At 40.5% G+C, this 25,347-nt stretch carries 19 protein-coding genes; all 19 read left to right on the plus strand.

Going from position 1 to position 25,347, the window contains the following annotated elements:
- The first annotated feature begins 79 nt into the window (after positions 1–79).
- The 19 genes from AC58QG_RS14945 (at position 80) to AC58QG_RS15035 (ending at position 25,346) form a co-directional block, all read left to right on the plus strand.
- Positions 80–1,657: an extracellular solute-binding protein gene (locus AC58QG_RS14945; protein WP_497362919.1), complete on the plus strand. Its 1,578-nt coding sequence runs from the start codon at positions 80–82 to the stop codon at positions 1,655–1,657.
- 115 nt (positions 1,658–1,772) lie between these two features.
- Positions 1,773–2,678, plus strand: coding sequence for an ABC transporter permease (locus AC58QG_RS14950; RefSeq protein ID WP_497362920.1), 906 nt, complete (start codon positions 1,773–1,775; stop codon positions 2,676–2,678).
- 9 nt (positions 2,679–2,687) lie between these two features.
- Positions 2,688–3,554, plus strand: a complete 867-nt coding sequence (locus AC58QG_RS14955; RefSeq protein ID WP_497362921.1) for a carbohydrate ABC transporter permease — start codon at positions 2,688–2,690, stop codon at positions 3,552–3,554.
- Positions 3,555–3,643: 89 nt separating this feature from the next.
- On the plus strand, positions 3,644–4,600 hold the full coding sequence (locus AC58QG_RS14960) for an ABC transporter ATP-binding protein (protein ID WP_497362922.1): 957 nt from the start codon (positions 3,644–3,646) through the stop codon (positions 4,598–4,600).
- Positions 4,584–5,447 (plus strand): ABC transporter permease, encoded by an 864-nt coding sequence (locus tag AC58QG_RS14965; protein ID WP_497362923.1) that lies wholly within the window; start codon positions 4,584–4,586, stop codon positions 5,445–5,447. Before AC58QG_RS14960 ends, AC58QG_RS14965 begins: the two co-directional genes overlap by 17 nt.
- A gap of 2 nt (positions 5,448–5,449) precedes the next feature.
- Positions 5,450–6,889 (plus strand): DUF7088 domain-containing protein, encoded by a 1,440-nt coding sequence (locus AC58QG_RS14970; RefSeq protein WP_497362924.1) that lies wholly within the window; start codon positions 5,450–5,452, stop codon positions 6,887–6,889.
- A complete protein-coding gene (locus AC58QG_RS14975; RefSeq protein WP_497362925.1) occupies positions 6,890–8,362 on the plus strand; it encodes a DUF4340 domain-containing protein in 1,473 nt (490 codons plus the stop codon).
- Positions 8,363–8,698: 336 nt separating this feature from the next.
- On the plus strand, positions 8,699–10,435 hold the full coding sequence (locus AC58QG_RS14980) for a sensor histidine kinase (protein ID WP_497362926.1): 1,737 nt from the start codon (positions 8,699–8,701) through the stop codon (positions 10,433–10,435).
- Entirely contained in the window at positions 10,404–12,020 is a 1,617-nt protein-coding gene (locus AC58QG_RS14985) for a response regulator (RefSeq protein WP_497362927.1), read from the plus strand. Before AC58QG_RS14980 ends, AC58QG_RS14985 begins: the two co-directional genes overlap by 32 nt.
- Positions 12,021–12,135: 115 nt before the next feature.
- Positions 12,136–13,524 carry an ABC transporter substrate-binding protein gene (locus AC58QG_RS14990; protein ID WP_497362928.1) on the plus strand — a complete coding sequence of 463 codons (1,389 nt, stop codon included), beginning with the start codon at positions 12,136–12,138 and terminating at the stop codon, positions 13,522–13,524.
- Between the two features lie 69 nt (positions 13,525–13,593).
- Complete coding sequence (locus AC58QG_RS14995; protein WP_497362929.1) at positions 13,594–14,493, plus strand: carbohydrate ABC transporter permease; 900 nt, start codon at positions 13,594–13,596, stop codon at positions 14,491–14,493.
- 53 nt (positions 14,494–14,546) lie between these two features.
- Positions 14,547–15,428, plus strand: coding sequence for a carbohydrate ABC transporter permease (locus AC58QG_RS15000; protein WP_497362930.1), 882 nt, complete (start codon positions 14,547–14,549; stop codon positions 15,426–15,428).
- Positions 15,429–15,460: 32 nt separating this feature from the next.
- Positions 15,461–17,590 carry a heparinase II/III domain-containing protein gene (locus AC58QG_RS15005; RefSeq protein ID WP_497362931.1) on the plus strand — a complete coding sequence of 710 codons (2,130 nt, stop codon included), beginning with the start codon at positions 15,461–15,463 and terminating at the stop codon, positions 17,588–17,590.
- A 42-nt stretch (positions 17,591–17,632) separates the two neighbouring features.
- The gene (locus AC58QG_RS15010) at positions 17,633–19,105 is read left to right on the plus strand and encodes an arylsulfatase (RefSeq protein ID WP_497362932.1); all 1,473 of its coding nucleotides are present in this window, start codon (positions 17,633–17,635) and stop codon (positions 19,103–19,105) included.
- Positions 19,106–19,381: 276 nt separating this feature from the next.
- Positions 19,382–19,906: a GNAT family N-acetyltransferase gene (locus tag AC58QG_RS15015; protein ID WP_497362933.1), complete on the plus strand. Its 525-nt coding sequence runs from the start codon at positions 19,382–19,384 to the stop codon at positions 19,904–19,906.
- 4 nt (positions 19,907–19,910) lie between these two features.
- On the plus strand, positions 19,911–20,924 hold the full coding sequence (locus AC58QG_RS15020) for a response regulator transcription factor (RefSeq protein WP_497362934.1): 1,014 nt from the start codon (positions 19,911–19,913) through the stop codon (positions 20,922–20,924).
- A 7-nt stretch (positions 20,925–20,931) separates the two neighbouring features.
- Positions 20,932–22,734, plus strand: a complete 1,803-nt coding sequence (locus AC58QG_RS15025) for a sensor histidine kinase (RefSeq protein WP_497362935.1) — start codon at positions 20,932–20,934, stop codon at positions 22,732–22,734.
- Between the two features lie 98 nt (positions 22,735–22,832).
- A complete protein-coding gene (locus tag AC58QG_RS15030) occupies positions 22,833–24,380 on the plus strand; it encodes an extracellular solute-binding protein (RefSeq protein ID WP_497362936.1) in 1,548 nt (515 codons plus the stop codon).
- A gap of 54 nt (positions 24,381–24,434) precedes the next feature.
- Positions 24,435–25,346: an ABC transporter permease gene (locus AC58QG_RS15035; RefSeq protein WP_497362937.1), complete on the plus strand. Its 912-nt coding sequence runs from the start codon at positions 24,435–24,437 to the stop codon at positions 25,344–25,346.
- Position 25,347: the final 1 nt, after the last annotated feature.

Consider the following 25,347-nt stretch of genomic DNA (forward strand, 5'->3'; position numbering starts at 1 on the left):
TTAACGCATTTCATGTATTAACGTTTACATATATGTATTTTTTGTAAGCGCAAACAAATACATTATTGGAGGGAACACAATGAATAAGAATATCAATTTAGTTAGTAAAGTTGCTACTTTCGGGTTAACTGTTGCTATGATGACCTCATGTTCAAGTCCTGGAGATTCTACAGCTTCACCTGCATCTTCTGAATCAGCTTCAACTCCTGCATCAGCTTCAACTCCTACATCTGCTGCACCAACAATCAATATCGGTTTTAAAGGGGTATTTGCAGATGGAGACCGAACAAACAATCCAGTACTAACAGAATTACAGAAAAAAACAAACACGGTCATTAAAGTTCAAGAAATGCCGGAAGAAGGTTATGTTCAAAAGATTACCTTGCAATTTAACAGTGGTACAGCACCTGATATCGTTCATGGTAGTACTGATACTACAACAATTGGTATGATGAACAACTTTGGCGCAAACGGTATGTTAAAGAAATTATCAGACCTATTACCTAAAATGCCTAATGTTCAAAAATTTTATGACAAAGAAATGCAAAGCAAATTCGTAAATGCAGACGGTAATGTATATATCATGCCTACACCAAGAGATGTTGGTTATGGCGCTGTATTTATTAGACAAGACTGGTTGGATAATTTAGGTTTAAAATCTCCAAAGACATTTGATGAATATAAGGAAGTATTAAAACAATTTGCCACGAAAGACCCTGACAAAAATGGTAAGGTTGGCGATACTTACGGTGCTGTATTTGATAAAGTAACTGGTTGGGAACCAGCATTAGCACCTTTCGGTGTTCCTAACGCAGATTGGATGAAAACTGCTGACAACAAATTAATTTGGTCACAAATTACTCCTGAATACAAAAAAGCTATAGGTTTTGCAAGAGAACTAGTTGCAGCCAAAATAGTTGACCCTGAATTTGTAACTTATCAAGCAAACAATGGTAAAGCTCAACTTGTAAAAAATAGCAGAGTCGGTGTTTATCAAGGAACTTCGTCTGGTACTGCTGCAGACGCAGTTGTTATTCAAGAAAAAACACCAGATGCTAAAATCGTTGTTTTAGATGTACCACCGGCTCCAGGAGTTGCAAAAAGTGTAGCATCTTATGGTAACGTTGTTTCAAAAAATAAAGAAGGAATGCCTATTGGTTTCTCTAGTATATTTGCTGTGAATTCCAAGGTAAAAGCCGATGTTTTAGATGGTGTTGCAAGAATTTTTAACTTCACAGCTGGCGACAATTTATTGACAGTTGGTATTGAAGGTACAGATCACACAAAATCAGGTAGTGAAACAAAATTATCTAAAGACTTAAAAGGGTTAAGAAAAGATGGTGCTTGGGACGTTTACACCATGGGCTACATGAACCAAAGAGAGTACTGGAAATCCCTGTGGCCGGCAGAAACAGCTGATAACATGCTTAAGACAGGCGCATCAACACAAGCAAGACTAGTTTTCTTCTCAACTCCTACAACAGATGCACAACTAACACAAATTACAGCTAAAGCAACTGAACTATTTACACAAATTATTTCAGGTAAAGTGGAATTAGAAGCAGGTTGGGCTGAGTGGGAAAAACAATTTAAATTGTTAAAAGGCGATGTCATGACGCAAGAAATAAATGACAGATATGCTAAATCGGGTAAATAAGGCAAACTAGTGGGTTACTTTAATTGTATAAGTGCAAGGATTCGGAATTACTCTTGTCCTTGCACTTTATGATTAATAGATATACAACTCCGTGTAGTAAAAAGGAGATGCTAAGATGTTTGTACAAAATATCAAGAAACACTTTCCACTGTATATGCTTTTATTGCCTGGGATCTTATTTTATATCGTTTTTAAATATGTGCCTATTGTTGGTTATTTAATGGCTTTTCAAGATTTCAAAATAGGAAAAGGTCTATTCGGGAGTCCATGGGTTGGCTTAGATAACTTTCGCTTTATGTTTCAAGATAATAACTTTTTTAACGCTTTAAGAAACACGCTCATAATCAGTGTATATAAACTTTTTTTTGGAACAATCGGACCCATTATTTTGGCATTATTATTAAATGAAATAATAGGCAGTAAATTTAAAAAAATAGTCCAAACTATATCTTACTTGCCTCACTTTATATCATGGGTAATCATTGCTGGTATATTGACAGGGATCCTTTCTTCTAAAGGTATTATAAATTATGTTTTAGTTGAGATGCTTCATCAAGATAAAATTATATTTTTGGCAGACCCCAAATATTTTAGAAGCATTATGGTAATTACTGAAGTTTGGAAAAACCTAGGCTGGGGCACAATTATTTATCTTGCTGCCATTTCCGGAATAGATACAGAAATGTATGAAGCGGCCATTGTAGATGGGTGTTCCAGATTTAAACAAGCTCTGCATATAACACTTCCTTGTATGATACCAACGATAATTGTTCTGTTGATATTGCATCTAGGCGGTATTCTTAACGCAGGGTTTGAGCAAATTTACTTGTTCTATACGCCACCTGTGTATCCTGTTGCGGATATTCTGGACACATTGGCTTTGCGTATTGGTATCCAAAATAACTTTAACTACGGTGTTGCAACGGCTATATCCATATTTAAATCAGTTGTAGGTTTAATCTTAATTATTGCAGTAAACAAAATAGTAAAATATGTGGATAAAGAACATGGCATATGGTAGGAGGCTAAGATGACAAGACGTACAACAGGTGAGAAAATATTCAGTTACGTTAATGGGTTCCTATTAATTTTATTCAGTATATCAATTTTATATCCATTTATTAATATTATTGCCATATCTTTTAGCTCTACGGCTGCTGCTAACACAGGTGCAGTTACTATTTTTCCTATCGGTTTTAATATATCAGCATATAAATATCTAGCTAATTACAGTCAACTCTTGACGGGTTTTAATGTAACTATGTTTGTAACGGTTGTAGGTACAATGTTAAATTTGGTTTTCACAGTCATTACCGCATATCCGTTATCAAGAAAATATTTACCTTACAGAAAACCTGTTAAATTTTTCATATTACTTACCATGCTTTTTCCAGCAGGTATTGTGCAACTTTATGTTCTCTATATCAATTTAAACTTAATAGATTCTGTATGGGTTCTAATTATTCCGGGACTTATTAATACATTTAACGTCATTGTTATGATTAGTTTCTTTGAAACCATTCCACAAGAAATTATTGATGCTTCCAGAATTGATGGTTTATCAGAGCTGCAAATGATTTTCAGAATTATATTCCCGCTATCAATGGCAGCTATAAGCACAATAGGATTGTTCTATGCTGTAGAACACTGGAATGCTTGGTTTAGTGGATCTATTTTTATAAACACAAATTCAAAATGGCCTTTACAGCTAGTGTTGAAAAATATTTTAAGTACAACGATAGCCGCCGACAATAATGTTGATACGGGTACAATGCCTCCAGCCTATCAAATTCAAATGGCAATGGTATTAATTACAACATTACCTATTTTGCTTGTATATCCATTTATCCAAAAATACTTTGTAAAAGGAGTTATGATTGGTGGAATAAAAGGTTAATATCCCCAAAAAGCATCAATTAAAAATAGATTATGTCATCATGACTAGTCTATTTTTTCTACTTTTATAAAAAAAAACAGGGGGTACTTATGATAGAAGTAAGAAATTTAACGAAACATTACGGAAAACATGTAGCGGTTGATGATGTAAGTTTTACAATAGCTGATGGAGAAATTGTAGGCTTTCTTGGACCAAATGGAGCAGGTAAATCTACTACAATGAATATCATGACAGGATACATGGCTGCAACAGAAGGGGCGGTTATCATATCAGGACATCATATTTTGGATGAGCCAGAAAAAGCAAAATCTAAAATTGGATATTTGCCTGAACAACCACCGCTATATGTCGACATGAAAGTGGATGAATATTTGAACTTTGTGGCTGATATAAAAAGAGTCAAGTCAAGTCAAAAAAAGGCCATGATTGAAGAAATAAAAGAAACTGTACGAATTAAGGAAGTGTCTAACAGATTAATAAAAAATTTATCTAAAGGATATAAGCAAAGAGTTGGTTTAGCACAAGCGATGATAGGTAATCCTGAAATCATTATTTTGGACGAGCCTACAGTAGGTTTAGATCCTAAACAAATTATTGAAATGCGCGACGTTATTAAAAAATTAGGTAGTAAATATACAGTCCTATTAAGCTCGCACATCCTTTCAGAAGTTAGTGCAGTTTGTGACAGAGTTTTAATAATGAATAAAGGCAAAATTGTTGCTAGCGATACACCTGATCGACTGTCAAACAACGTGATACAAGGCTCAAAATTGTTGTCTCGTATTAAAGGGACAGAAGCAGAAATTAAAAATGCGATTGCAAGTTTTCCATTAATAAAGCATGTAAAAATAGTGGGCAGCAAAGAAAGCGATACCCTAGATGTTATTTTTGAGGGCGACGATCACACGGATATAAGAGAATCAATTTTTAGTGCTATGGCCAATAAAAATTTACCCGTATTAACACAGCAACCACTTAATCTTTCCTTAGAGGAAATTTTCTTACAAGTAACAGGAGAAAGGAGCATTTATGACAAGCATAATTAAGAAAGAATTAAGAACTTATTTTACTTCCATGTCAGGATATATATTTTTAGCATTTTTATTATTACTTTCAGCGGTTTATTTTGTAATTGGAAATATAAGTACACAGTCAGCAGATTTTTCGGGTGTATTAACAGGAATTGCTGTTTATTATTTATTTTTAATACCAATATTGACCATGAGGTTATTTTCGGAAGAAGCTAAATTAAAAACAGACCAATTATTATACACATCGCCTATTTCAATAACGAATATAGCTGTAGGAAAATTTGTAGCTGCTGCGATTGTATTATGTATAGGTATGGTAATTACATTCATTTTTCCTATCATATTATTACTATTTTCAGATATTAGTTTGATGCTCATCATAGTTAGTTATTTGGGTTTTTTATTGTTTGGTTTAAGCTTAATTAGTGTTGGATTGTTTGTATCGTCATTAACAGAAAACCAAATCATAGCTGCGGTTATAACCTTTGCAACCGTATTTTTGTTCTTTATCATGGACAGTTTGGCTAGAGCATTGCCAGCAGATAAAATGAGCTCAGTATTTTTTATTACAGCATTAATAGGTGTATTTGGTTTCATCGTGTACGACAGTACTAATAATAAAGCTGTGGCAGTTATGATTACCATTATATTCGTAGTAGTTGAAGCGGCTTTATATTTTATAAAGCCAACCCTATTTGATGGTGCAATTTCCTATGTTTTACAATGGTTTTCTGTGTTTAACCGATTTACTAATTTTCAACGTGGCGTTTTACATGTGTCTGACATTATTTATAACGTTACTTTTTGTATTGCGTTCGTATATTTAACTATAAATGGCATTGAAAAGAGAAGATGGAGGTAATAATGAACAATTTAATTCATAGCTTGAATAATAAAAAATTAAGATATGGAGCATTTTCAACATTAACGGCAATCGTAGTAATCGCAGTGTTGATCGTTGTTAACCTAATATTCACCAATTTAAATCTAAGCTATGATGTTAGCAAGTACAAATCATATTCCATATCCAAATATTCAATAGATATTATCAAACAAGTACAAGAACCCATTCATATTTATGTTTTGGCGAAGCCTGGAAGCGAGGATCCTAATTTTAAAGATATCATACTCGATTATACAAAATATAACAGTAAAATTAAGGTTGAAGTCATAGATCCAAATTTATATCCGCAGCTCGTGGAGAAATTTAAATCTGACCCCTCACAATCTGTTTCAGCTAACAGTGTTGTTGTAGTGAATGGAAAGACTAACAAGTTCAAATTAATAGATGCTGGACAAATGTTTACAACAGGATTTGACCAGCAGACTCTCAGAGAATATGTTCAGTCAATCGATGTTGAGCCGCAAATTACGAATGCGATTGAGAATGTTACAAGTGATAAAACACATGTAATTTATAGTATAACAGGTAATGGAGAACTAGCTTTGCCGGAACAATTCATTAATTCCATTAAACTGGCCAATTATGAGATTAAAGATGTAAATGTGTTACTAGAAGATGTTTCAAAAGAGGCAAACTTACTATTTGTAACAACACCTGCCAAAGACTGGACACCAGAGATGGCAAATAAAGTGACAACATATTTGCAAAATGGTGGCAAAGCGTTCTTTGCTCTTAATTTTACGACTTCCGGTTTTCCTAATTTAATGTCGGTGTTGAGTGCTTTTGGAGTGTCTGTAGATAATAAAGTAGTAATAGAACCTAATACAACCAATTCTTTACCGAATCAACCTACGCTATTACTGCCTAACATGGAAACAAATGAGATTACCAAAAGTTTAGCAGATAAACAATACAAAGTATTGCTGCCGGTAGTAACTGATATTAAACAAAATAATATGAAGAGAAATTCATTAAAAGTTAATCCATTATTAACTAGTTCCGTTAAGTCATATGCTAAAAATAATTCAACTCAAAGTGTTGAAAAAGCAAATGGCGATGTGTCAGGACCATTTAATTTGGCAGTTATGATTACGGATTATACAGATACGAAAGCGTATTTCGAAACAAAATTGATAGTTATAGGTACAGATACGATAATATCACCTGAAGCAAATTCAGTATCAGGAGGAACGAATTATAATTTCATAGTAAATGCAATAAATTGGACGCAAGGCAAAGATAGTGGAAGCTACATCCCTCCAAAACCCCCTAATGTAGCTACGCAGTTACAATTAAGTGGGGGACAGGCGGTTATCATAACAGTAGTAACCGTAATTGTAATTCCTTTGATCATATTCGTTATTGGTTTAGTGGTTTGGGGTAGAAGGAGAAATAGTTAAATGAAAAAAAAATCTTATTCTTTAATTGCGATCCTATTCGTTTTGGGAATCTTGTTAATTATTCAATTTTCAATTCAAGAAAACAATAATAAAGATGGCACTCAAGCAGCTGAAACAACCGTATCAACTACTACATTTTCGATTGATGGAAGTGTAAGCGATGTAAAAAAAATCAAAATCGTAAACTCAGAGGGTATGTTTGAATTGGTACCTACTATGGGTACTGCGGGTAGCAAGCGTATAGATTGGGTATTGGAAACAAAGCCAGACTTTCCGGTTGACCAGAATTTGTTAAACAATGTTGCTATAAGTGCTATTTTAACTAAATCCAATTTACTTGAAGAACATGCAACGGATTTGAAACAATTCGGGTTAGACCCTGCAAATGCTGAAGTAATTGTTACTTTTAGTAATGGTAGAGATCATATAATAAAAATAGGTAAGCCAACTCCTGACCAGGCCTATTACTATGCTCAGATTAACAATGAAAAAGGAATCTATTTAATGAATAGCAGTGATGCAAAGAATTTATTATTTTCTGCAAACGAGTTGTTTGACAAAAAAATTCCTGATATTAATTTAAAAAATGTAAAGTCGATTGAAATACTTAAATCAGGAAAGCTTTTCTTAGATGTTAAAGCAAAAAAGTACAAAGATTCTCCCCCTACATCGTTACCTGGAGCACAACTTGTACCAACGAATCATTTAATTATGATGTATCCTGCACCTAACAGAAATGTATATTTGGAAGATTTCGCTAAAATTACATTTGGATTGCCTGAAGGTTCATTCAATCTAACTAATAATAAGATAAAAGTATTATCCATAGTTGATCTGAAGCCGTTAGATCTGGGACGTTATGGGCTTTCGGTGCCTGCATTAGAGCTTAAAATTCAAGATGATAAAAATGATTATCATTTAATGTTAGGTGATGCTAGCGGCGATAAAATCTATGCTAAATTCGCTGACAAGAACTATATATTTTTGATTAATAGAGACAGTATCCATTCATTACTTACATTTGAGCCTACAAAGGTTATAGATCGCTTTATTGCGTTAGTTAATATTGATGATTGTGAGCAAATTTCAATAGAAGCTTCATCGTCGAAATTCAATGTAAAAATTAATCATAATGAACAACGGTTAGTAAATGGACAATCTACTCCTGGAGAAGAACAAAGTGGAACAGTTAACGGTAAAGTGATTGGTACTGATCAATTTAAAAAATTTTATCAAATGATAATAGGACTAAGTTTTGATGCGGTTATAGAACCTGTAGAAAAGCCTGACAATACTCTAACCACGATAAGATATTCAACTAAAAAAGGAGAAACGACAGTAACTTTCCATGCATATAATGATAATTTCTATTTAGTTAAAGTAGGTGACGAACCTGCTCAATATTTAATTAATGAACAAGCACTTAGTGAAGTTATAATGGCCTGTAAAGATATCATGTCAGATAGATTTTAATTGACCGTCAAAATACAATAGGGTCCCGTTTTTCCATTGAAGTAAAGGGCAGCACAGATGAATGATTATTTACTTTGCTTTAATGAAAGAAAACCTGCCCTAAATCTTCGTTCTACCGCATTTACAGACTTTTCCGCTTATATTAACATAACGATAAATGACTCCAATGTAGTTGGAGTCATTTTTTTCCATGTCTTATGTAAAGGGAATCTTTTATCTACTGTAGAAAGTACTTGTTTAATTAACATGAACATGACACTGGAGTGATTAAGTTTGAAGCAGTTACTGTATCGACTTTCGATAAAAAGGCGGATATGGGTTTCCTTTGTTCTCCTTATGACATTGGCCATTTCTGCTACAGGCTTGAGCTCTTACATTATTTCTTCGAGGATTGTGGAACACAATGCACTCCGGTTAAGTCAGGACTCTTTAAATAAGTCATCACAGGTGCTTGATGAGAAATTAAAGAAAATCATTTTGTCAGTGTTGTCCCTCCAGATGAGCGACCCATATAAATCTATGTTAACTGATGTATCGAGAGGTAATGTAAGTAATTATTACAATACTTTCTCTGCGCTACAATCCATTCTGGCGCAGCTTAAATTCAATGACAACTTTATCCAGTCTATTTTAATAGCTACACCGATAGGCGATTTTTATTCCACGAACTACACACGATTGAGTGAGAATTCATTCTATCAGTCCGAAATGTATGAGAAGATTAAACGTCTTAAGCGGGGAGTCTGGATGGAGGGACATGAGGACAATTTCTTTTACGGTAGAGATCGAGTGCTTTCCTTTGTGGTGGATGGTTCCGGCGGCAACTCTCAGGATGTATATATTGTCGTCAATATTAAGGAGAAAGATTTGCAAAACCTAATTGTCGATCAACTTAGTAACTCTGCCCAATATTCAGTGGTCAATAGAGACGGAAGACCTGTAATTGGATTTAGCAGCACGGATAAGGAAAATTGGAGACAAGATCCAGCATTTCTAGCTGGGTTTACTAAGCAGGTGAAGAATGGGAATTTCAATTTCGTATCTGACCATAATGATTTATTAATTAATTACTCCCGAATGGACGTTGGTGAAGAGTGGGTATTATACGCAGTTCAATCCAAGCACGATGTCTTGCAGGAGGTGAATGCGATTAAATGGACGACACTTGTGTTCATTCTCGGATTTGTTTTGTTGGCGCTGCTTTTGTCTAACATGCTGACAAGCCTGTTATTGAGACCCCTTTTTCATTTACACAACCTGATGAAGCGCGTGGAGAATAACAATCTGGACGTCCGTTTTCACAGTATGTATCAGGATGAGGTATCACATCTAGGTTCGAGGTTTAACTCCATGCTTGAAGAAATCACGAAGCTGATTCATAAAGTAAAGCGAGGGGAGCAGGAGAAGCGGAGAATAGAAATTAAAGCGCTCTCATCGCAAATGGAGCCTCACTTTTTATACAATACGTTAAACACGATATATTGCAAATCGGTACTAGGAAATACGGAAGATGTTAACAAAATGATTTTATCCTTGTCAACGATGTTTAAGCTTGGATTAAGTCATGGAAAAGATATTGTAAGTATCGAGGATGAGTTGAAGCATGTTAGACATTATTTGGCACTTCAGCAGCAATGCTACGAGGATCGCTTTGACTTTCATATTGAGGTTGAAGATACGGCCATTTTACAGTTCAACATTCCTAAGCTAATTTTGCAGCCTCTAGTTGAAAACTCGATTATTCATGGTTTTCAAGACCTGGAAGAAGGCGGTCATATTCGGATTGTGCTGAAAAAGACGGAGCAGTCGATCTGTATGTCTGTGGAAGATAACGGTGTTGGTATGAATGTGAATCACTTGCTTCAGTCCATGAAGGAGCCTTTAGATTCGCATAAAGGCTATGCAATTAGGAATATTGCGCACCGACTACGGCTGTGTTATGGGGAAGATGCAAGGATTCATTTTGAGAGTAAACCAGGGATCGGTTCTAGAGTTGATTTGATCATATCGCTCAATGGGGGGGGAATGTTATATGCAGGCCATGGAAACGAAAATCAAGATATGTGTGATTGATGATATAAAGAGTACTGTAGCCATGATTGCCACCAAAATTGATTGGCACATGTACGGCATTGAAGTCGCTGGTACAGCGAAGAATGGAGAGGAAGGGCTGAGGCTGATTGAACAAACGCGCCCCGATATTATTTTGACCGATATCCGCATGCCTCGGATGGATGGGCTGGAAATGACTCGACGCATTACCGATTTGCTCCCTCAGAGTAAAATAATTATTCTCAGCGCTTATACGGATTTTGAATATGCCAAGCAAGCAATTCGTTTAGGGGCATTTGATTTCGTGAAGAAGCCGTTCTCCATAGAGGAGATTACGAAGGTTGTTTTGGAGGCTAAACAAGAGTTCGAGAGTGAGTATGACAAGTATGAACGGATACAGTATATGGAGAAAAAAGTTCAGGATGGCCTTCCTCTCCTGCGTCAGGAATATTTCGGGAGATTATTGAATCATGAGACACGAGAAGAGGATGCTCAGCGTTATTGGGATGAGATGCACCTTGACATGGACAGGGAGGGTCTAACGGTTTTCATTATTGAAATTGATCAATTTATGGAGAAATACGGCGCTTTACCGATTCATGAGATCGAGCTCGTACGCTTTTCTCTGCACAATATCATCGAGGAAACCATTCGCAGTATGACTCGTGGCATCGTTTTTCGTGATGGCCCGAGCCAATATGTTTGCATCATCAATTGTCTGCACACCGAAGAGGCCAAACGTATTGCGGAGGCGTGCTGCTCGAACATTGCGGGCAATACGCGTTTCACGATATCTATAGGTGTTGGAACCAGCGTGCACGTCTTACAGGAATTGCCGGGGTCATATAAGTCGGCTTTATCTGCGCTAGCTTATCATTTCTATACAGGTGGTAATGGGGTGTTTAGTAGTGAGGACTTGCCAAAAGAGAGAGAGGCAATTCCGAGATATGCACAGGATAAAGAGCAGGAATTGCTCATCTCCCTCAGAGCGGGCAATCTCGATAAGTCGTTACAAGAACTGGAACAGTTTTTTGGTGATATGAATCAATTACATCCGCTGCCAGATCCTCAATATATCCAAAGTCTATATTATGATATGGCCCTAATGATGCTGAGAACCTTCCATGAGCTGGTTCCGATATCCGTTCTGCAACCTTACGATTACAAATTAAGGGACCGCCGCATCCAAAAACTGGCCACGATCAAGGAGTTTCAGCTGCTGCTTAATGAAATGTGCGAAGCGGGTTGTGCCTGGATCGGAAGGGAAAGAGTCAGCGACTCCGCACAATTAATTTATAGGTCTATTGAATATATCCGAGCGAATTTGCATCTGGATCTAACGGTAGAGTACTGCGCCAGACATATGAATTTAAGCGGAGGACATTTTGCTAACCTCTTCAAAAAGGTTGCAGGCACGACGTTCAACCAATTCGTAACAACAGAGCGGATTGATCGTGCCAAGCGGCTGCTCGTTGAGAATTATCAGGTGCAGGAGATCGCATTATCTTTGGGTTATGAACACAGGCGTTATTTTAGTGATGTTTTTAAAAAGCATACGGGCCAAACGCCTTCGGAGTTTAAAGAAGCATATCTAGGGCAGAAATGATGAATTTCTGCCCTTTCTCTTCGTTATGCCACATTATGCGCAATGAGCTCGTCAGCTACAATAAATATCAAGAACAGTCACATGTTTGAAACCATACAAGGGGAGGACTTCTAGAATGAAGAAGATGACTTTAACTGTAATGAGCGCTCTAATGGCAGTAAGTTTGGCAGGATGCGGATCAGGATCAAAGGAAGAGAGTGTAGGTGCAAAAGCAAGCCCAGTTGCAGCATCGACGGGCAAGCCTGCTGAGAAAACGAAAATTACATACTGGACGCTGGATCGTCATGATGCTGATTATATCAAGCAGGTGATCGACAATTTTAATGCGTCGAACAAAGATAACATTGAGGTTGAACTCGTCGTCAAGGCCGATGACTATGCGCAGGCGCTGGATCTAGCGTTTGCCGCAGCCCAGGCTCCAGATGTGTTCAGGGTCAAAGAAGGTACGATCCAGACTTATTATAAAAAAGGATACATGGCTCCTATTGACGAGTATTTAACCGCTGACCAGAAAAAGAATTTTCCAGTTATGCCGGATTTGAATCAGTTCGATGGCAAATTGTACAGCCTACCGAACTATGGCAGCACGATGAGACTTGTTTACAATAAGGATCTCTTTGACAAAGCCGGTATTACAAAGCCTCCTGTAACGATTGCAGAGATGGTGGAGGACGCCAAGAAGCTTACGGCTGCAGGGAAATCTTCGGGAGCGTACGGCTTTGCGTTACCATTCAAAAATGCAGGTAGCGCATGGAACCGTTCCGCTCGAGTGATCGCGGAGTTAAGCGGATATGGAGGCTTCGGTTACGATTTCAAAACAGCGCGCTTCGATGTATCCGGCTTTAAGGATATCGCCAAGGCGTTCAAGCAAATGCGCGATGACGGCAGCACATTGCCGGGGATGGAAGCGTTGGATATCGATCCGCTACGCGCGCAGTTCGCGGAAGGTAAAATCGGGATGTACCTGTCTTACTCTTCAGAGCCTGGCGTGTATAAGAGTCAATTCCCAGCGAAGATTAACTGGGCTGCGGCGCCAGCGCCAACGATCGATGGATCGATTAAGGGAGCTTCCGGTTTCCTTGGAGGTCAATGGTTAGCTATCAACAAAAACTCGGCTAAGAAAGACGCGGCTTGGAAATTTATTAACTACATGTATGCCGATACAATTCTTCAACCTTACCATGAGAAGGGCTATGGAATTTCTATGGTTCCGTCAATTGTTGCCAAGGCGAAAAAGCCTGACATCAACGGCATTGAAGGATTCCTGCCTACTAAATATGATGGTGTATGGCCAATTCAGCCGACTGTTAGCGTTCAGGGTGTCAAGTATGAGGAAGCTTTCTGGAAATATATCCTGGAAGGCGGAGATTTGGACAAAATCGTTGCTGATGTGAACAAGCGTTACAATGAAGCTTTGGATAAGGCGATTGCTACAGGAGAAGTCAAAGTCAAGCCAGACCCAACTTTCGATCCTGCTAAAATGCAAGGAACTTTTGCGAAATAGCAATGAATTTGGAGCTTGTTGGCTTGATGCCGACGGCTCCGACTTTTTCAATCAGGAGGTGGAAGGTAGATGAGAAAATGGAGAGAACATATCCCGGGCTTCGGATTTACACTGCCTAGTCTATTATTGACGCTAGTGTTTGGTGTGTATCCCATTTTTTGGGCGATGAGGTATATGTTTTACGATTATAAGGGCTACGGCAAGGAACGATTCGTTGGTTTTGATAATTTTTCTAGATTATTTGAGGATCATACGTATTGGGATTCTGTGGTGAATACCTTCGTATATGCAGGAGGAAAGCTCATTCTGACAATTCCGCTGTCACTTATTTTGGCAGTGATATTAAATAGAGGTTTGCGCGGAAAGCATTTGCTGAGGGCGATTTATTTTATGCCGACAATTGTAAGCGCATCGGTCATGTCTGTTGTGTTTTTTATCATTTTCAACTCCTATAATGGCATATTGAATCAATTTTTACTTCGCTACCATTTGATTTCCAAAAATATTGATTGGCTTGGGCCAGATCATGCCATGCTCAGTGTTATTGTAATTGCGGTATGGGGAGCCGTTGGAAACTACATGCTGCTCTTTCTGGCAGGACTGCAGAATATTCCAAACGATGTTTATGAGAGTGCTTCGTTAGATGGGGCGAATGCGACACAGAAGTTTTGGTATATTACAGTTCCCATGCTCGGTCCTGTTATGCAAATGGTCATTATGCTCGCGATTATTAACTCCTTGAAGGGGTATGAGAGCATCATGGTGTTGACTGAAGGCGGCCCTATTGGTAAGACGGAAGTTATGTTCCTCTATGTGTATAAATTGTTCTTCCCGCTGTCGACGTCGGGTTCGAGTCTGGAACAGCAGATTGGATACGGCAGCGCCGTCGGTTTTGTTACTGCGATGATTGTCGGTATTGTAACTTTGATTTATTTCTATGCATCCAAACGGATGAATAAGGTGTTCTAGGTGTTCTAGTCAGCCATGTCCGTGTAAAACGGAAACTTACAGGAGGTATCCCGATGACAACGGAAGTCGTAAAGCTTCAGCGATCCGTAATTCGCACATGGTCGATAGGACCAGTCGTAAAAAAGACGGTATTATGGATCTTTTTGCTCCTAATCGCGCTGTTAACTATTTTTCCTATCTTGATGGCCTTCTTGGGCTCATTTAAATCTAATGCAGAGCTTACTGGCGGTGCAACGATATTGCCGTCAGAGTGGCATTTCAGCAACTATGCGGAGGTGTGGGAGCAGGCGCATTTCTCCACCTATACGTGGAACAGTTTGTTTATTAGTGTGCTCACGACTGTTGGCACTTTAATTGTAGCTTCGATGGCTGCTTATGCAGTCGATCGTTTAAGTTTTGCCGGGAAGAGTTTCTATGTTGCACTGCAAGCCTCTACGATGTTTATTTCTATTGGGGCAGTGGTTCTTCGTCCGCAGTTCGAGCTCATGGTTAAACTGCACATGAATACGTCACTATGGGCTGTCATTATTATTTTAATTAGCGGCCATGCTTCTATTTTCTTTATTCTGCTTAGCTTCGTAAAGGCGATACCCAAAGAGTTAGACGAGGCTGCGATGATGGATGGCTGCTCGAAGCTGTGGATTTATACCCGAATCATTGTTCCACTATTAACTCCTGGACTTGGTGTTGCAGCTTTGTTCACATTCAGGCATGCATGGAATGAATACATTTTGCCGCTTGTGTTTACGATGAGCCAGCCGAAGCTGCAAGTGTTGACAGTTGGACTCGCAGGTCTGCGCTACGGGATCTCTTCTGCGGCTCAGACACACTTTATGATGGCTGGCGCTTGTTTGTCCATTTTACCGTTGCTGATCGTGTACATATTGGCTAACAAAACGTTCATGCAAGTGACTTCCGGTTCCATTAAAGGTTGATAGGTCCCCAATGCGGAAAGGAGACATTGTTCATGAATGCACCACGGTTGAAAAAGCTGCTGCGTAACTTCCATGATCCAGCGTTTTTGCAAGCTGTAGAGTTGCTGCGCGAACAGGCTCAAAGTGCAATGGAGATCCGTTATACGATCACGGAGAAGGAATATGGTAATTGGGGACATTATTATTATTGCCATCATGACGGAAGTCCCCTTCGCTTTGAATGGAGCAAGCCTAGGCAGCACGTATGTTCCGTTTGTTGTAAAGAATGGAGCGGTGAGCCTTATAATGCCGCCTGGGTGACACTGGCACACTCAAAACTAGGGATCGGTATGAAACAGCTTGCGGTCTATAGTCTGACTACGAACGGAGACGAGGCTGCGGCAAAAGTAAAAGATGTTCTGTTAGCCTACTCCCAATTCTATGAAGGCTATGAGGTGCATGGAAATATTCCCTACAACGGGCCTGGCAAGCTGTTTGCGCAAACGTTGGACGAAGCTCACTGGATCATTGATTTGTGTTATGCCTTTCAGTTCATCGCAAGCAGGCTTACAGAGGATGAGAAACAATGTATTCACGATGGGTTGCTTAGACCTTGTGCGCAGTTTCTCATTAATCATAAGGAGTATCAGCTTCATAATCATGCTTTGCTGATTACTTCAGCTATTGGGATGCTGGGATTTCTGCTTCAAGATAACGAGATTCACCGGGCGGGTCTAGAAGGGCCTCACGGTTTGCTCGATCAGTTGGAGCGAGGCGTTTTGGAAGACGGCATGTGGTATGAAGGTAATTTTCAATATCATTTTTACGGCTATCAGTCTTTACTTCAGTATGCGATTCTTGTGGAAGGCACGGTGTGGGAACTAAAAGACAACCCTACACTAAAGAAAATGTTTGATTTTCCGTTGGGGCATATTTTACCGGATGGCTCGCTGCCGAATATGAATGATGCGAGCTACAGAATGGCTGTTCCAACTTTAGCTCCTCATTATGAGATAGCGTTTGCGTGGTACAAGGATGCTGCATACAAAGAGCTGCTGCAACTTGCCTATGGTTTAATCGGTACGGATGGCATACCGCATTATACGGCTTCTTCCGTTGATCGTAACTCTCTGGAATCTTTGTGGTTTGGCGAGGATTTGAACGAAACGTTGATAAGCAAAGAGAGCGGGGGCTGTACTCCTTCTTTGGCTGAACAGATCGTCACAGATAGTACTTCTGAAGTTAGCGGTCTGACGAAGCTTGTCAACCGGGCTGGATGGCACCTGTTAATCAAACATAGCACGTTCGGCGGAGAACATGATCATATGGATCGCCTCGGCCTATCATTTTGCGCCGGAAGTGTGCCGCTTTTCATCGATCCAGGGACGACTGCTTATGGCGTGCCTGCGCACTACGGCTGGTTTAAGCACACCTATTCTCACAATACGGTATGCTTAAACGGCAAGGATCAGCCGCCAATTGACGGCAAGCTGCTGCAATACCTCCGAGAGGATTGGGGCTCGTGGGTGGAATGCGCTGCGGAGTGGAACGTCGAGGGATGCCGCATGCAAGGATCCATCATTTTGCCGCCGGATATGTGCCCTTGGGATGAGCAGACTTACCGTGGAGCGAGTATTCGGAGAATTAGCGCACTGACCGATAATCTGCTGCTTGATCTCGTTAAAGTTAAGATCCCTGCGGAGCGGGAGATCGACCTCTTGTATCATATTAGCGGCCGTTTGGCGGACGAGGAATCCTGGCAGCCTTACGATGGCATGGTGAGTGGGCTTTCACAGGAATGGCTGAAGGAGAAACAGAGTAGGACACTCAAACAGGCGGATTCTTTCCTTTGGCAGATGAATGAGGGTACGCTGTTGCAAGCAAGTTGGTGCTCACAACCAGCTAAACTAATCACAGCTATCACACCTGACAATCCGATTAACGGCTCCAGACAAACGTTCGTGCAGCGGGTGCCAGGTTCGGTAGGACGTGAAGTTATCTTTATCAATGCCTTTACTTATAAACCGGATAGTGGGGATAGACAATTGGAACAGCATTTACGACTACATGTTCAAGCTGGAGAGGAGGGAAACATGCTGCTTCGCCTCAGCTCGGAGAGTAGAGAGAATGTTTGGATATTGGAGTGGACAGATAAAAAGGCTGCACTCAAGTTAGTGGATTAACTTGTGTAACAGGACCGATTTTATTCCTGAAGGAGCTATAAGATGAAGCCGAATATTTTACTGATTTCTGTTGATCAAATGCGAGGCGATTGCCTAAGCATCCTGAACCATCCCGTAGTGGACACACCTAATCTTGATCAATTGGCGCGCTCCGGTGTGCTGTTTCGAAACGCTTATTCCGCGACGCCAAGTTGTATCCCTGCAAGGGCAGCCATGCTTACGGGCATGAGCCAACGAAGTCACGGCAGAGTTGGCTATCAAGAGCATGTGCCGTGGGACTACGAGCATACACTGCCCTCGGTGCTGTCAGCAGCCGGATACCATACACAATGTGTCGGCAAAATGCATGTATCTCCTGCGCGCAATTTATGTGGTTTTCACAATGTGATTCTGCATGACGGCTACTTGCATTATAATCGTATGCGCACAAAAACGGCCTCAGCCGAATTCTTCGATAATTGCGATGATTATCTGCCTTGGCTCCGTGAGCGGGCAGGGGCGACAAGCGATCTACTGGATCTGGGTCTTGATTGTAATGCCTCCACGATGGCGAGGCCTTGGCATTTGTCCGAGTCGCTGCACCCGACGAATTGGGTAGTTACCCAATCGATTGATTTCCTGCGCCGTCGGGATCCGCGCAAACCCTTTTTTCTCAGCATGTCCTTCGTTCGTCCTCATCCGCCGTTCGATCCACCGCAAGCTTTTCTCGATATGTACCTGAATGCGGATATGCCAGAGCCTGCAATTGGAGAATGGGTGGACGATCATGATGTGGAGAGAAGCGGCTTGGACCCCATTACCTACAAAGGTATTGTTCCTAAAAACAGGCTAAAACTGGCGAGAGCTGCTTACTATGCTTTAATTACACATGTCGATCATCAGATCGGTAGATTTATGCAAGCCATGCATGAGTACGATGTTCTCAGCAATACGGTTATTCTCTTCGTATCCGATCACGGCGAGCTGTTAGGTGACCATCATTTATTCCGTAAGGCGATGCCGTATGAAGGCAGCGTGAAGGTCCCTTTTATATTAGCTGATCCAGGTGGTCTTTTACATTTGGATAAAAATACGAAAAACGATCATGTTATCGAAATCAGGGATATTATGCCGACATTGCTGGAGGCGGCCGGTGTGCCGATTCCTGAAACGGTCGAGGGCATGAGTGTAATCCCGTTGGCAAAAGGAGAACGCATCACCTGGCGCGAAGTCCTGCATGGCGAACACATGTTTAGAGCGATGTCGAACCATTACATGACAGACGGTGTCCAAAAATATATCTGGTTTTCCCAAACAGGGAAAGAACAGTTGTTTGATTTAAGGAACGATCCTCAAGAACTCAAAAATTTGGTTGATGATACGCTGTATAATGCCAGTCTGAAGAACTGGCGTGAACGACTGGCAGCTGAATTGGCAGACCGAGAGGAAGGCTACAGTGACGGGAAACAACTTATTGCTGGCCAGACTCCGCAAACGGTGCTATGGACAGTCCACGAGCACGCGGGAAAGGAATAAAAAGCGGGGAAGGCGAAGCGGGTTGTGAGGTTTCGGGATGGGAGATTGAATGAAGTTGAATAGTGTTTATAAGACCGGGACCTCTTGGGAAATAAGGGGTTCCGGTTTATTTTGTAACCCTAAGTAATTATTCAATTCACTTTCCATCTATTAAGGGCTTTCAGTGTTTAGGTGTTTGTGGACTCCGTTTTCTAAATTAATGATAGAATAAAACAGAAAATATCATTATTATTGGTAGTATTATTCATAGACAAAGGTATTGGAGGAGTAAACAACATGATAATTCGTCAAGTTAACGAGAGTGATGCGGGATTACTGAATCAGTTATTTAAGAAGGTTGACGGTGAAAGCTCCTATTTGTTGTATGAACTCGGAGAAAGAAAATCAACCGAAGACGAAGTTCGTGATCAAATTCGGAAGCTTATAAATAGCGGTAACTCGACCATCTTTGTGGCGGAATCGGAAGAAGGAAATCTTGTAGGCTACTTAATAGCCGTTGGTGGTGAGGCCGCACGCAATAAACATAGCGTCTACCTTGTAATTGGCATTATGAAGACATATACCGGTCAGAAAATCGGAACTAAGTTGTTTGAAGCATTGGAGCAATGGGCCAGAACCAAGGGAATTGTCCGTCTTAGCCTTGGGCTGATGGAGCCAAATCATACCGCACTGGCCTTGTATACGAAAATGGGGTTTGAAATGGAAGGGCGCAAAAAGCATGTCTTTTATTTGAATGGACAATTCGTTGATGAGTTGATCATGGGCAAGCTGTTAAACCAAACAGTAAGAGAGGAGAAGTAACGGGATGTTTACAGTACTTGTGGCAGAAGATGAAATTTGGATTCGCAGCGCCATTACGGAAATGATTGAGCGCTTGGACTCGGACTTTACTGTTGTGGCAGAGGCAGCTAATGGTGAGGAAGCGTGGAATTACATACAGGAGTGCTGGCCGACTATCTTGATAACGGATATTATGATGCCCAAGAAGGATGGATTATGGCTTATCCAACAAATCTCGAAATATAATATTCCGATCGTCCCGATCATAGTGAGTGGGTATGACAACTTTAACTATGCGCAGCAAGCGATGCGTCACGGAGTGTCCGAATACTTGCTCAAACCGATTAATGAAGATGAATTATCTGGAGCATTGAAAAGATCCATTCAAAAACTCCAAGGATTTACTGAGATGCGCAATGCCTGCTTACGGATTCAATCATTTATTGAACAACTTTCCGAGCTGGATAAGCAAGAGCTCATGCTAGAACAACAGACACTCACAAGCTATATTTTGAAGTTGAAAGTGACTCATCCAAGTATCCGTTCCAGCTATTTTCGTATCTTAATCAACAAAATGAACGACCTTATTACAGGTGTGTACCCCGAATTTGAACGTGTATCAATTGTCGGGACGGGAGAGTCGGAGTTGATGCATCATGTTCGGAGCTTAACGGAAACTTGGTTGAAACACTATAAGGATCATTCCAGATCCAGCATAAAAATCGTGATCAAAAAAGCGTGCGAGTATATTCAAAGTCACTACGCCGAAGATCTTCAACCTGCGAAGATAGCGGAAATGTCCTTTATGAGCGAATCTTACTTCGGTACCTTGTTCAAAAAGCAAACCGGCTCCACCTTCATTCATTATTTAAATCGGGTTCGTATTGACAAGGCCAAACAACTGCTGCTTGATCCTGAAATGAAAATTTACATGGTAGCAGATCGGGTTGGTTTTGTAACATTGCCTTATTTTAACCGGGTGTTTAAACAAATGGTCGGCATGTCGCCAAATGAATATAGAAAGAGCATGGGTTTGTGAAATGAGGGTGAAAAGTACATCCATCAATGTGAAAATGACCGTCGCTTTTTTGAGTGTTAGCCTTATTTCCATTTTGCTTCTCGGTTATTTTTCGAACGTCTACTACAGTAAAGCTGTGGAAAAAGATTTTTTCAATATTTCTAAAGAAGCGGTTACCCGCTTAAATCATCATATGGAATATTATTTCAAGCAGATTCGCCAATCGTCTTCATCTTTGGTTCAGAGCCAGATTGTCCAGCAATGGCTTGCGGGAGATCCATCAGTGGAGATTGAAGACCTTGGAAAAGATTTGAAAAGATATATAGCGCTCGATTATTCGGAAATCGCAGGAATGGGTTTGGTCGCAAGCGATGGACGGCTTGTTTCGATTACTGATTATTACGGTTCACAGAAAATAGAGCAGCAGCAGCGATGGTCCGAGTTTCCTTTAGTCCAAGAGATGAAGGTTATGCCGACCCATACTTTATCGAATAATCAAACCAATGGGGAACCTATTCTGACGTTGCTAATCCCGATTTACAGCACAAGGACACTGGAACTAAGCGGGATGCTCATTATTGATCTGAAGCTAACAGAATTAGATGCAACCTTTAGTCGTTCCAACCTAGGCAAAACAGGCATATTCTTTGTCCTATCCAAAGACGATATTGTCATCTATCACCCTGAGAGTAAGTGGCTTGGACTGCCTCGCTCCGAGACAGATCTAGCACCGCTTGATCTGAAAAAATCAGAGCAAACTTCCGTACAGATGTGGCAGGGGAAAAAGATGTTAAACGCTGTGATTGAATCTCAAAGTACAGGATGGTCTATTGTTACACTCGTTCCCTTCGACGAAATGAACAGCGGACTTGTTGCGGCTCGCAATTCCACTTATATTGTCATCTTTATTATTTTCATAGGAATTGTGCTGGTAGTCCCTCTATTGTCTTTTCGATTCGTTCAGCCGATCCTTAAGCTGAAAAGATTAATGGGACAAGTCGCTAAAGGCAATTTAGACGTAAGGGCGGATATGATACCCGGACATGATGAGTTTCAGCAATTGAACCTCAGTTTTAATGTCATGATTCAACAGTTGAACGACTTAATGGTGACTGTTGCGGATTTAAAGGTTCAGGAGGTGCAGAGTCAACTTCGACAGAAGGTGGCCGTCATTCATGCTCTGCAAAATCAAATAAACCCTCATTTGCTATATAATTCATTAGAAATTATCCGTAGTCTAGCCTATTTGGAAAACGTTCCCATGATTGAAACGATGTCCCGTAATTTGGCCGATTTATACCGCTATACGGCAAAATGGACCGACATGACGGTATCTCTAAAGGAAGAGCTTCATCATTTGAAAAAATATCTTGAAATTATTCATATCCGTTTTCCTAAGTATTTTCAAAGTGAAATTGAAGTTCCGGAACAGTACCTATCATCTGAAATTGTCAAACTTACGCTGCAACCCATTGTCGAAAATGCAGTTAAATACGCAATAGAGCCATTAGGCGGAAGAGGGACTATTCTAATTAGCGCCTATACGGTAAATAACGATCTCATTATCGAAATCACAGACAATGGTCCTGGATTCGAGAAAGATGAGATTATGGAACTAAAGAAACGGTTAACTTACATGACCTCCCACATCGACGAGGGGATCGTAAAGCAGGATTCGTTAGGATTGACTAATGTTCATGCTCGGCTCGTCATGAAATATGGAGAGGAGTATGGCATTACGCTGGCTTCGTATCCCAAAATGGGATGTGTTATATCTGTGAGGATACCTTATCGTATTCCTGAATCCACCTTCCCTAATGAAATAGAATAAGATAAGAAAACAAGGTTTTGTGTAACGAACTGCATGCTTATTTCCGATATAATGATCCTAAATCATAAAGTATTAACCATATTGGAGGGGAATTGACAGTGAGAAAATGGCTACTTACAGCGTCATCACTTGTGATTTTGACGTCTAGCTTAGTTGGTTGCAGCAGCAGTAATGAACCCGCGACGCAATCGGTTGCAGGTACAAGTACACCCACTCCAGTAGCGACGGCGAAAGATGACAAAGCAGAAAAACTGACGATAACGATGATGACCAACAGCTGGGAAGGCGGAGGGTGGCAGGAAAAGAATCCAATTATTGATGAATTAAACAAGAAGCTTAACATTGATCTGAAGATTCAGTGGGTGCCCGGTGACAACTATAAAGAGAAACTAAATGTCATGGCAGCTTCTAACGAATTCCCGGACGTATTCATGGTATATACCGCCGAATTTGCGAAATGGATCGACAAGGGCTTGTTCATGGATCTAAAGCCTGAAATCGATAAGTATCCGAACCTAAAGAAGTACATACCTGAATCGCAGCTCCAATTTATGAGCCCGAAAGGCAAGTATTATGGACTTCCTTATTATTCCACAGATATTCGGGATTCTCTCGTAATTCGTAAAGACTGGCTTGATAAGCTTGGATTGAAGGTACCAACAACGACGGACGAGCTGTATGATGTTGCCAAAGCATTCGCAACAAAGGATCCAGACGGAAACGGACAGAACGATACAATCGGAATGTCTTTCGCTGTCACAGCTAGCACCGGTGCGTTTACGGATAATGATCATATTCGGTATGCATTTGGCTTGGGTAATGTATGGAAAGAGATAAATGGTAAGATTGTTCCGGTGCAAGAGCAAGTCGAAGAAACGAAAGCATTCGCCAATTACTACCGCAAAGCGTATGCAGAAGGCGTTCTTGACAAAGATTTTGCAATTAACAAAATCGGTGATCCGCTTGAGAAATTTACGGCAGGCAAGCTTGGCATCAGTTGGATTAATCCGAACCAGTATTTCGATAAAGTCGAACCCACTCTATTGAAAGTACAACCGAAAGCCGAAGTGCTTCAGATCGACCCTCCTACGGGACCTAATGGGGGGCGCGGAACTAAAACCTTCACGCCGGGCACTACCAAATTTGTCATCAATGCGAAAATCGATAAAAAGAAGCAGGATCGCATTATGCAATTCATGGACTATTTGCTATCCGATGAAGGCGACAATTTGACTCGCCACGGTATTGAGGGAGTTCACTACAAGAAGACAGCGGATGGGAAGTTCGAGAAACTTGACGAATTTGAGAAAGATCGTCCGTACTTAATCCCATCGTGGTTCCTACGAAGATATGACCCGATGATTCTTGTTCGTAAGTGGGACAATCAAGATTTGGTTGGCAAAATCAAAAATTTCTACACGAACAATGCCAAGTACCCTATTTATAACCCTGGAGCAGCATTTAACCCAGAAACAAGTGCAAAGCTTTCAACCCCGCTCAACGCCAAATATGTGGATACCTTGGTAAAAGTGATTTCCGGCAAGGAACCTGTGGAATCCATCGATAAAGCAGTACAAACATGGAAATCAGGCGGTGGAGATAAAATCGTAGAAGAAATGAATGCAGAATACGCGAAATCTAAATAAAAACCACGAGCCCTCCTTTTTGGAGGGTTCTCTATTAGGAGGTGAAGAATGATAATGTCTAAACGACTTGTATGGAGACAATGGACCAGAGGAGTTCCGCTGTATTTGATGATTTTACCCGGACTATTGTTTTTTCTGCTGTTCAAATATTTGCCAATGGCAGGCATTGTCATCGCCTTTCAGCAATACGACCCGTTTCTAGGTTATCAGGACAGCCCTTGGGTTGGACTGATGCATTTCAAGAATTTGTTTTCCGAACAGGACTTTTTGCTGCTGTTGAAAAACACCATGATTCTCAGTGCATTCAATTTGTTTCTGTTTTTCCCTATACCGATTCTTCTTGCTGTTTTATTAAATGAAGTAAGAGTTTCCTGGTTTCGTAAAACGATGCAGACTATTGTCTATATGCCTCATTTCTTATCCTGGGTTGTCATTGTCGGCATCACAGTGCTGCTGTTTGCCACACAAAGCGGCGGAATCAATCAAGTGCTTGCAAACTGGAATTTACCTAGACTCGAGCTGTTGACTGATATGAATTATTTCCGTTATATCTACTTGTTTCAAAATATTTGGAAAGAAGCTGGCTGGAGCGCGATCATTTTCCTTGCGGCGCTTGCTTCGGTGGATCCGAGCTTGTATGAAGCAGCAGTTGTAGATGGAGCGGGACGTTGGCGACAGATTTGGCATATTACGCTGCCAGCGTTGCGCACGACGATTATTATCTTATTTATCTTAAGACTCGGAAGTGTGATGGAGATTGGCTTTGAGCATATTTATCTCATGCAAAACAGCTTAAATCGCGAAGTTTCCGATGTGTTCGACACTTACGTGTACCGGAACGGGGTTATGCAGGGAGAATTCAGTTATACAACGGCCGTTGGGCTGTTCAAATCCGTTGTCGGACTTGTGCTGATCATTATTGCTAACTTCGCGTCTAAGAAGATTGGAGAGGAAGGGGTGTACTAAT

This window comes from Paenibacillus sp. J22P169, from assembly GCF_059691995.1.

Coding starts and splice junctions, on each gene's coding strand:
- AC58QG_RS14945 (WP_497362919.1), top strand. CDS start 80: ATGAATAAGAATATCAATTTAGTTAGTAAAGTTGCTACTTTCGGGTTA.
- AC58QG_RS14950 (WP_497362920.1), top strand. CDS start 1,773: ATGTTTGTACAAAATATCAAGAAACACTTTCCACTGTATATGCTTTTA.
- AC58QG_RS14955 (WP_497362921.1), top strand. CDS start 2,688: ATGACAAGACGTACAACAGGTGAGAAAATATTCAGTTACGTTAATGGG.
- AC58QG_RS14960 (WP_497362922.1), top strand. CDS start 3,644: ATGATAGAAGTAAGAAATTTAACGAAACATTACGGAAAACATGTAGCG.
- AC58QG_RS14965 (WP_497362923.1), top strand. CDS start 4,584: ATGACAAGCATAATTAAGAAAGAATTAAGAACTTATTTTACTTCCATG.
- AC58QG_RS14970 (WP_497362924.1), top strand. CDS start 5,450: ATGAACAATTTAATTCATAGCTTGAATAATAAAAAATTAAGATATGGA.
- AC58QG_RS14975 (WP_497362925.1), top strand. CDS start 6,890: ATGAAAAAAAAATCTTATTCTTTAATTGCGATCCTATTCGTTTTGGGA.
- AC58QG_RS14980 (WP_497362926.1), top strand. CDS start 8,699: ATGACATTGGCCATTTCTGCTACAGGCTTGAGCTCTTACATTATTTCT.
- AC58QG_RS14985 (WP_497362927.1), top strand. CDS start 10,404: ATGGAAACGAAAATCAAGATATGTGTGATTGATGATATAAAGAGTACT.
- AC58QG_RS14990 (WP_497362928.1), top strand. CDS start 12,136: ATGAAGAAGATGACTTTAACTGTAATGAGCGCTCTAATGGCAGTAAGT.
- AC58QG_RS14995 (WP_497362929.1), top strand. CDS start 13,594: ATGAGAAAATGGAGAGAACATATCCCGGGCTTCGGATTTACACTGCCT.
- AC58QG_RS15000 (WP_497362930.1), top strand. CDS start 14,547: ATGACAACGGAAGTCGTAAAGCTTCAGCGATCCGTAATTCGCACATGG.
- AC58QG_RS15005 (WP_497362931.1), top strand. CDS start 15,461: ATGAATGCACCACGGTTGAAAAAGCTGCTGCGTAACTTCCATGATCCA.
- AC58QG_RS15010 (WP_497362932.1), top strand. CDS start 17,633: ATGAAGCCGAATATTTTACTGATTTCTGTTGATCAAATGCGAGGCGAT.
- AC58QG_RS15015 (WP_497362933.1), top strand. CDS start 19,382: ATGATAATTCGTCAAGTTAACGAGAGTGATGCGGGATTACTGAATCAG.
- AC58QG_RS15020 (WP_497362934.1), top strand. CDS start 19,911: ATGTTTACAGTACTTGTGGCAGAAGATGAAATTTGGATTCGCAGCGCC.
- AC58QG_RS15035 (WP_497362937.1), top strand. CDS start 24,435: ATGTCTAAACGACTTGTATGGAGACAATGGACCAGAGGAGTTCCGCTG.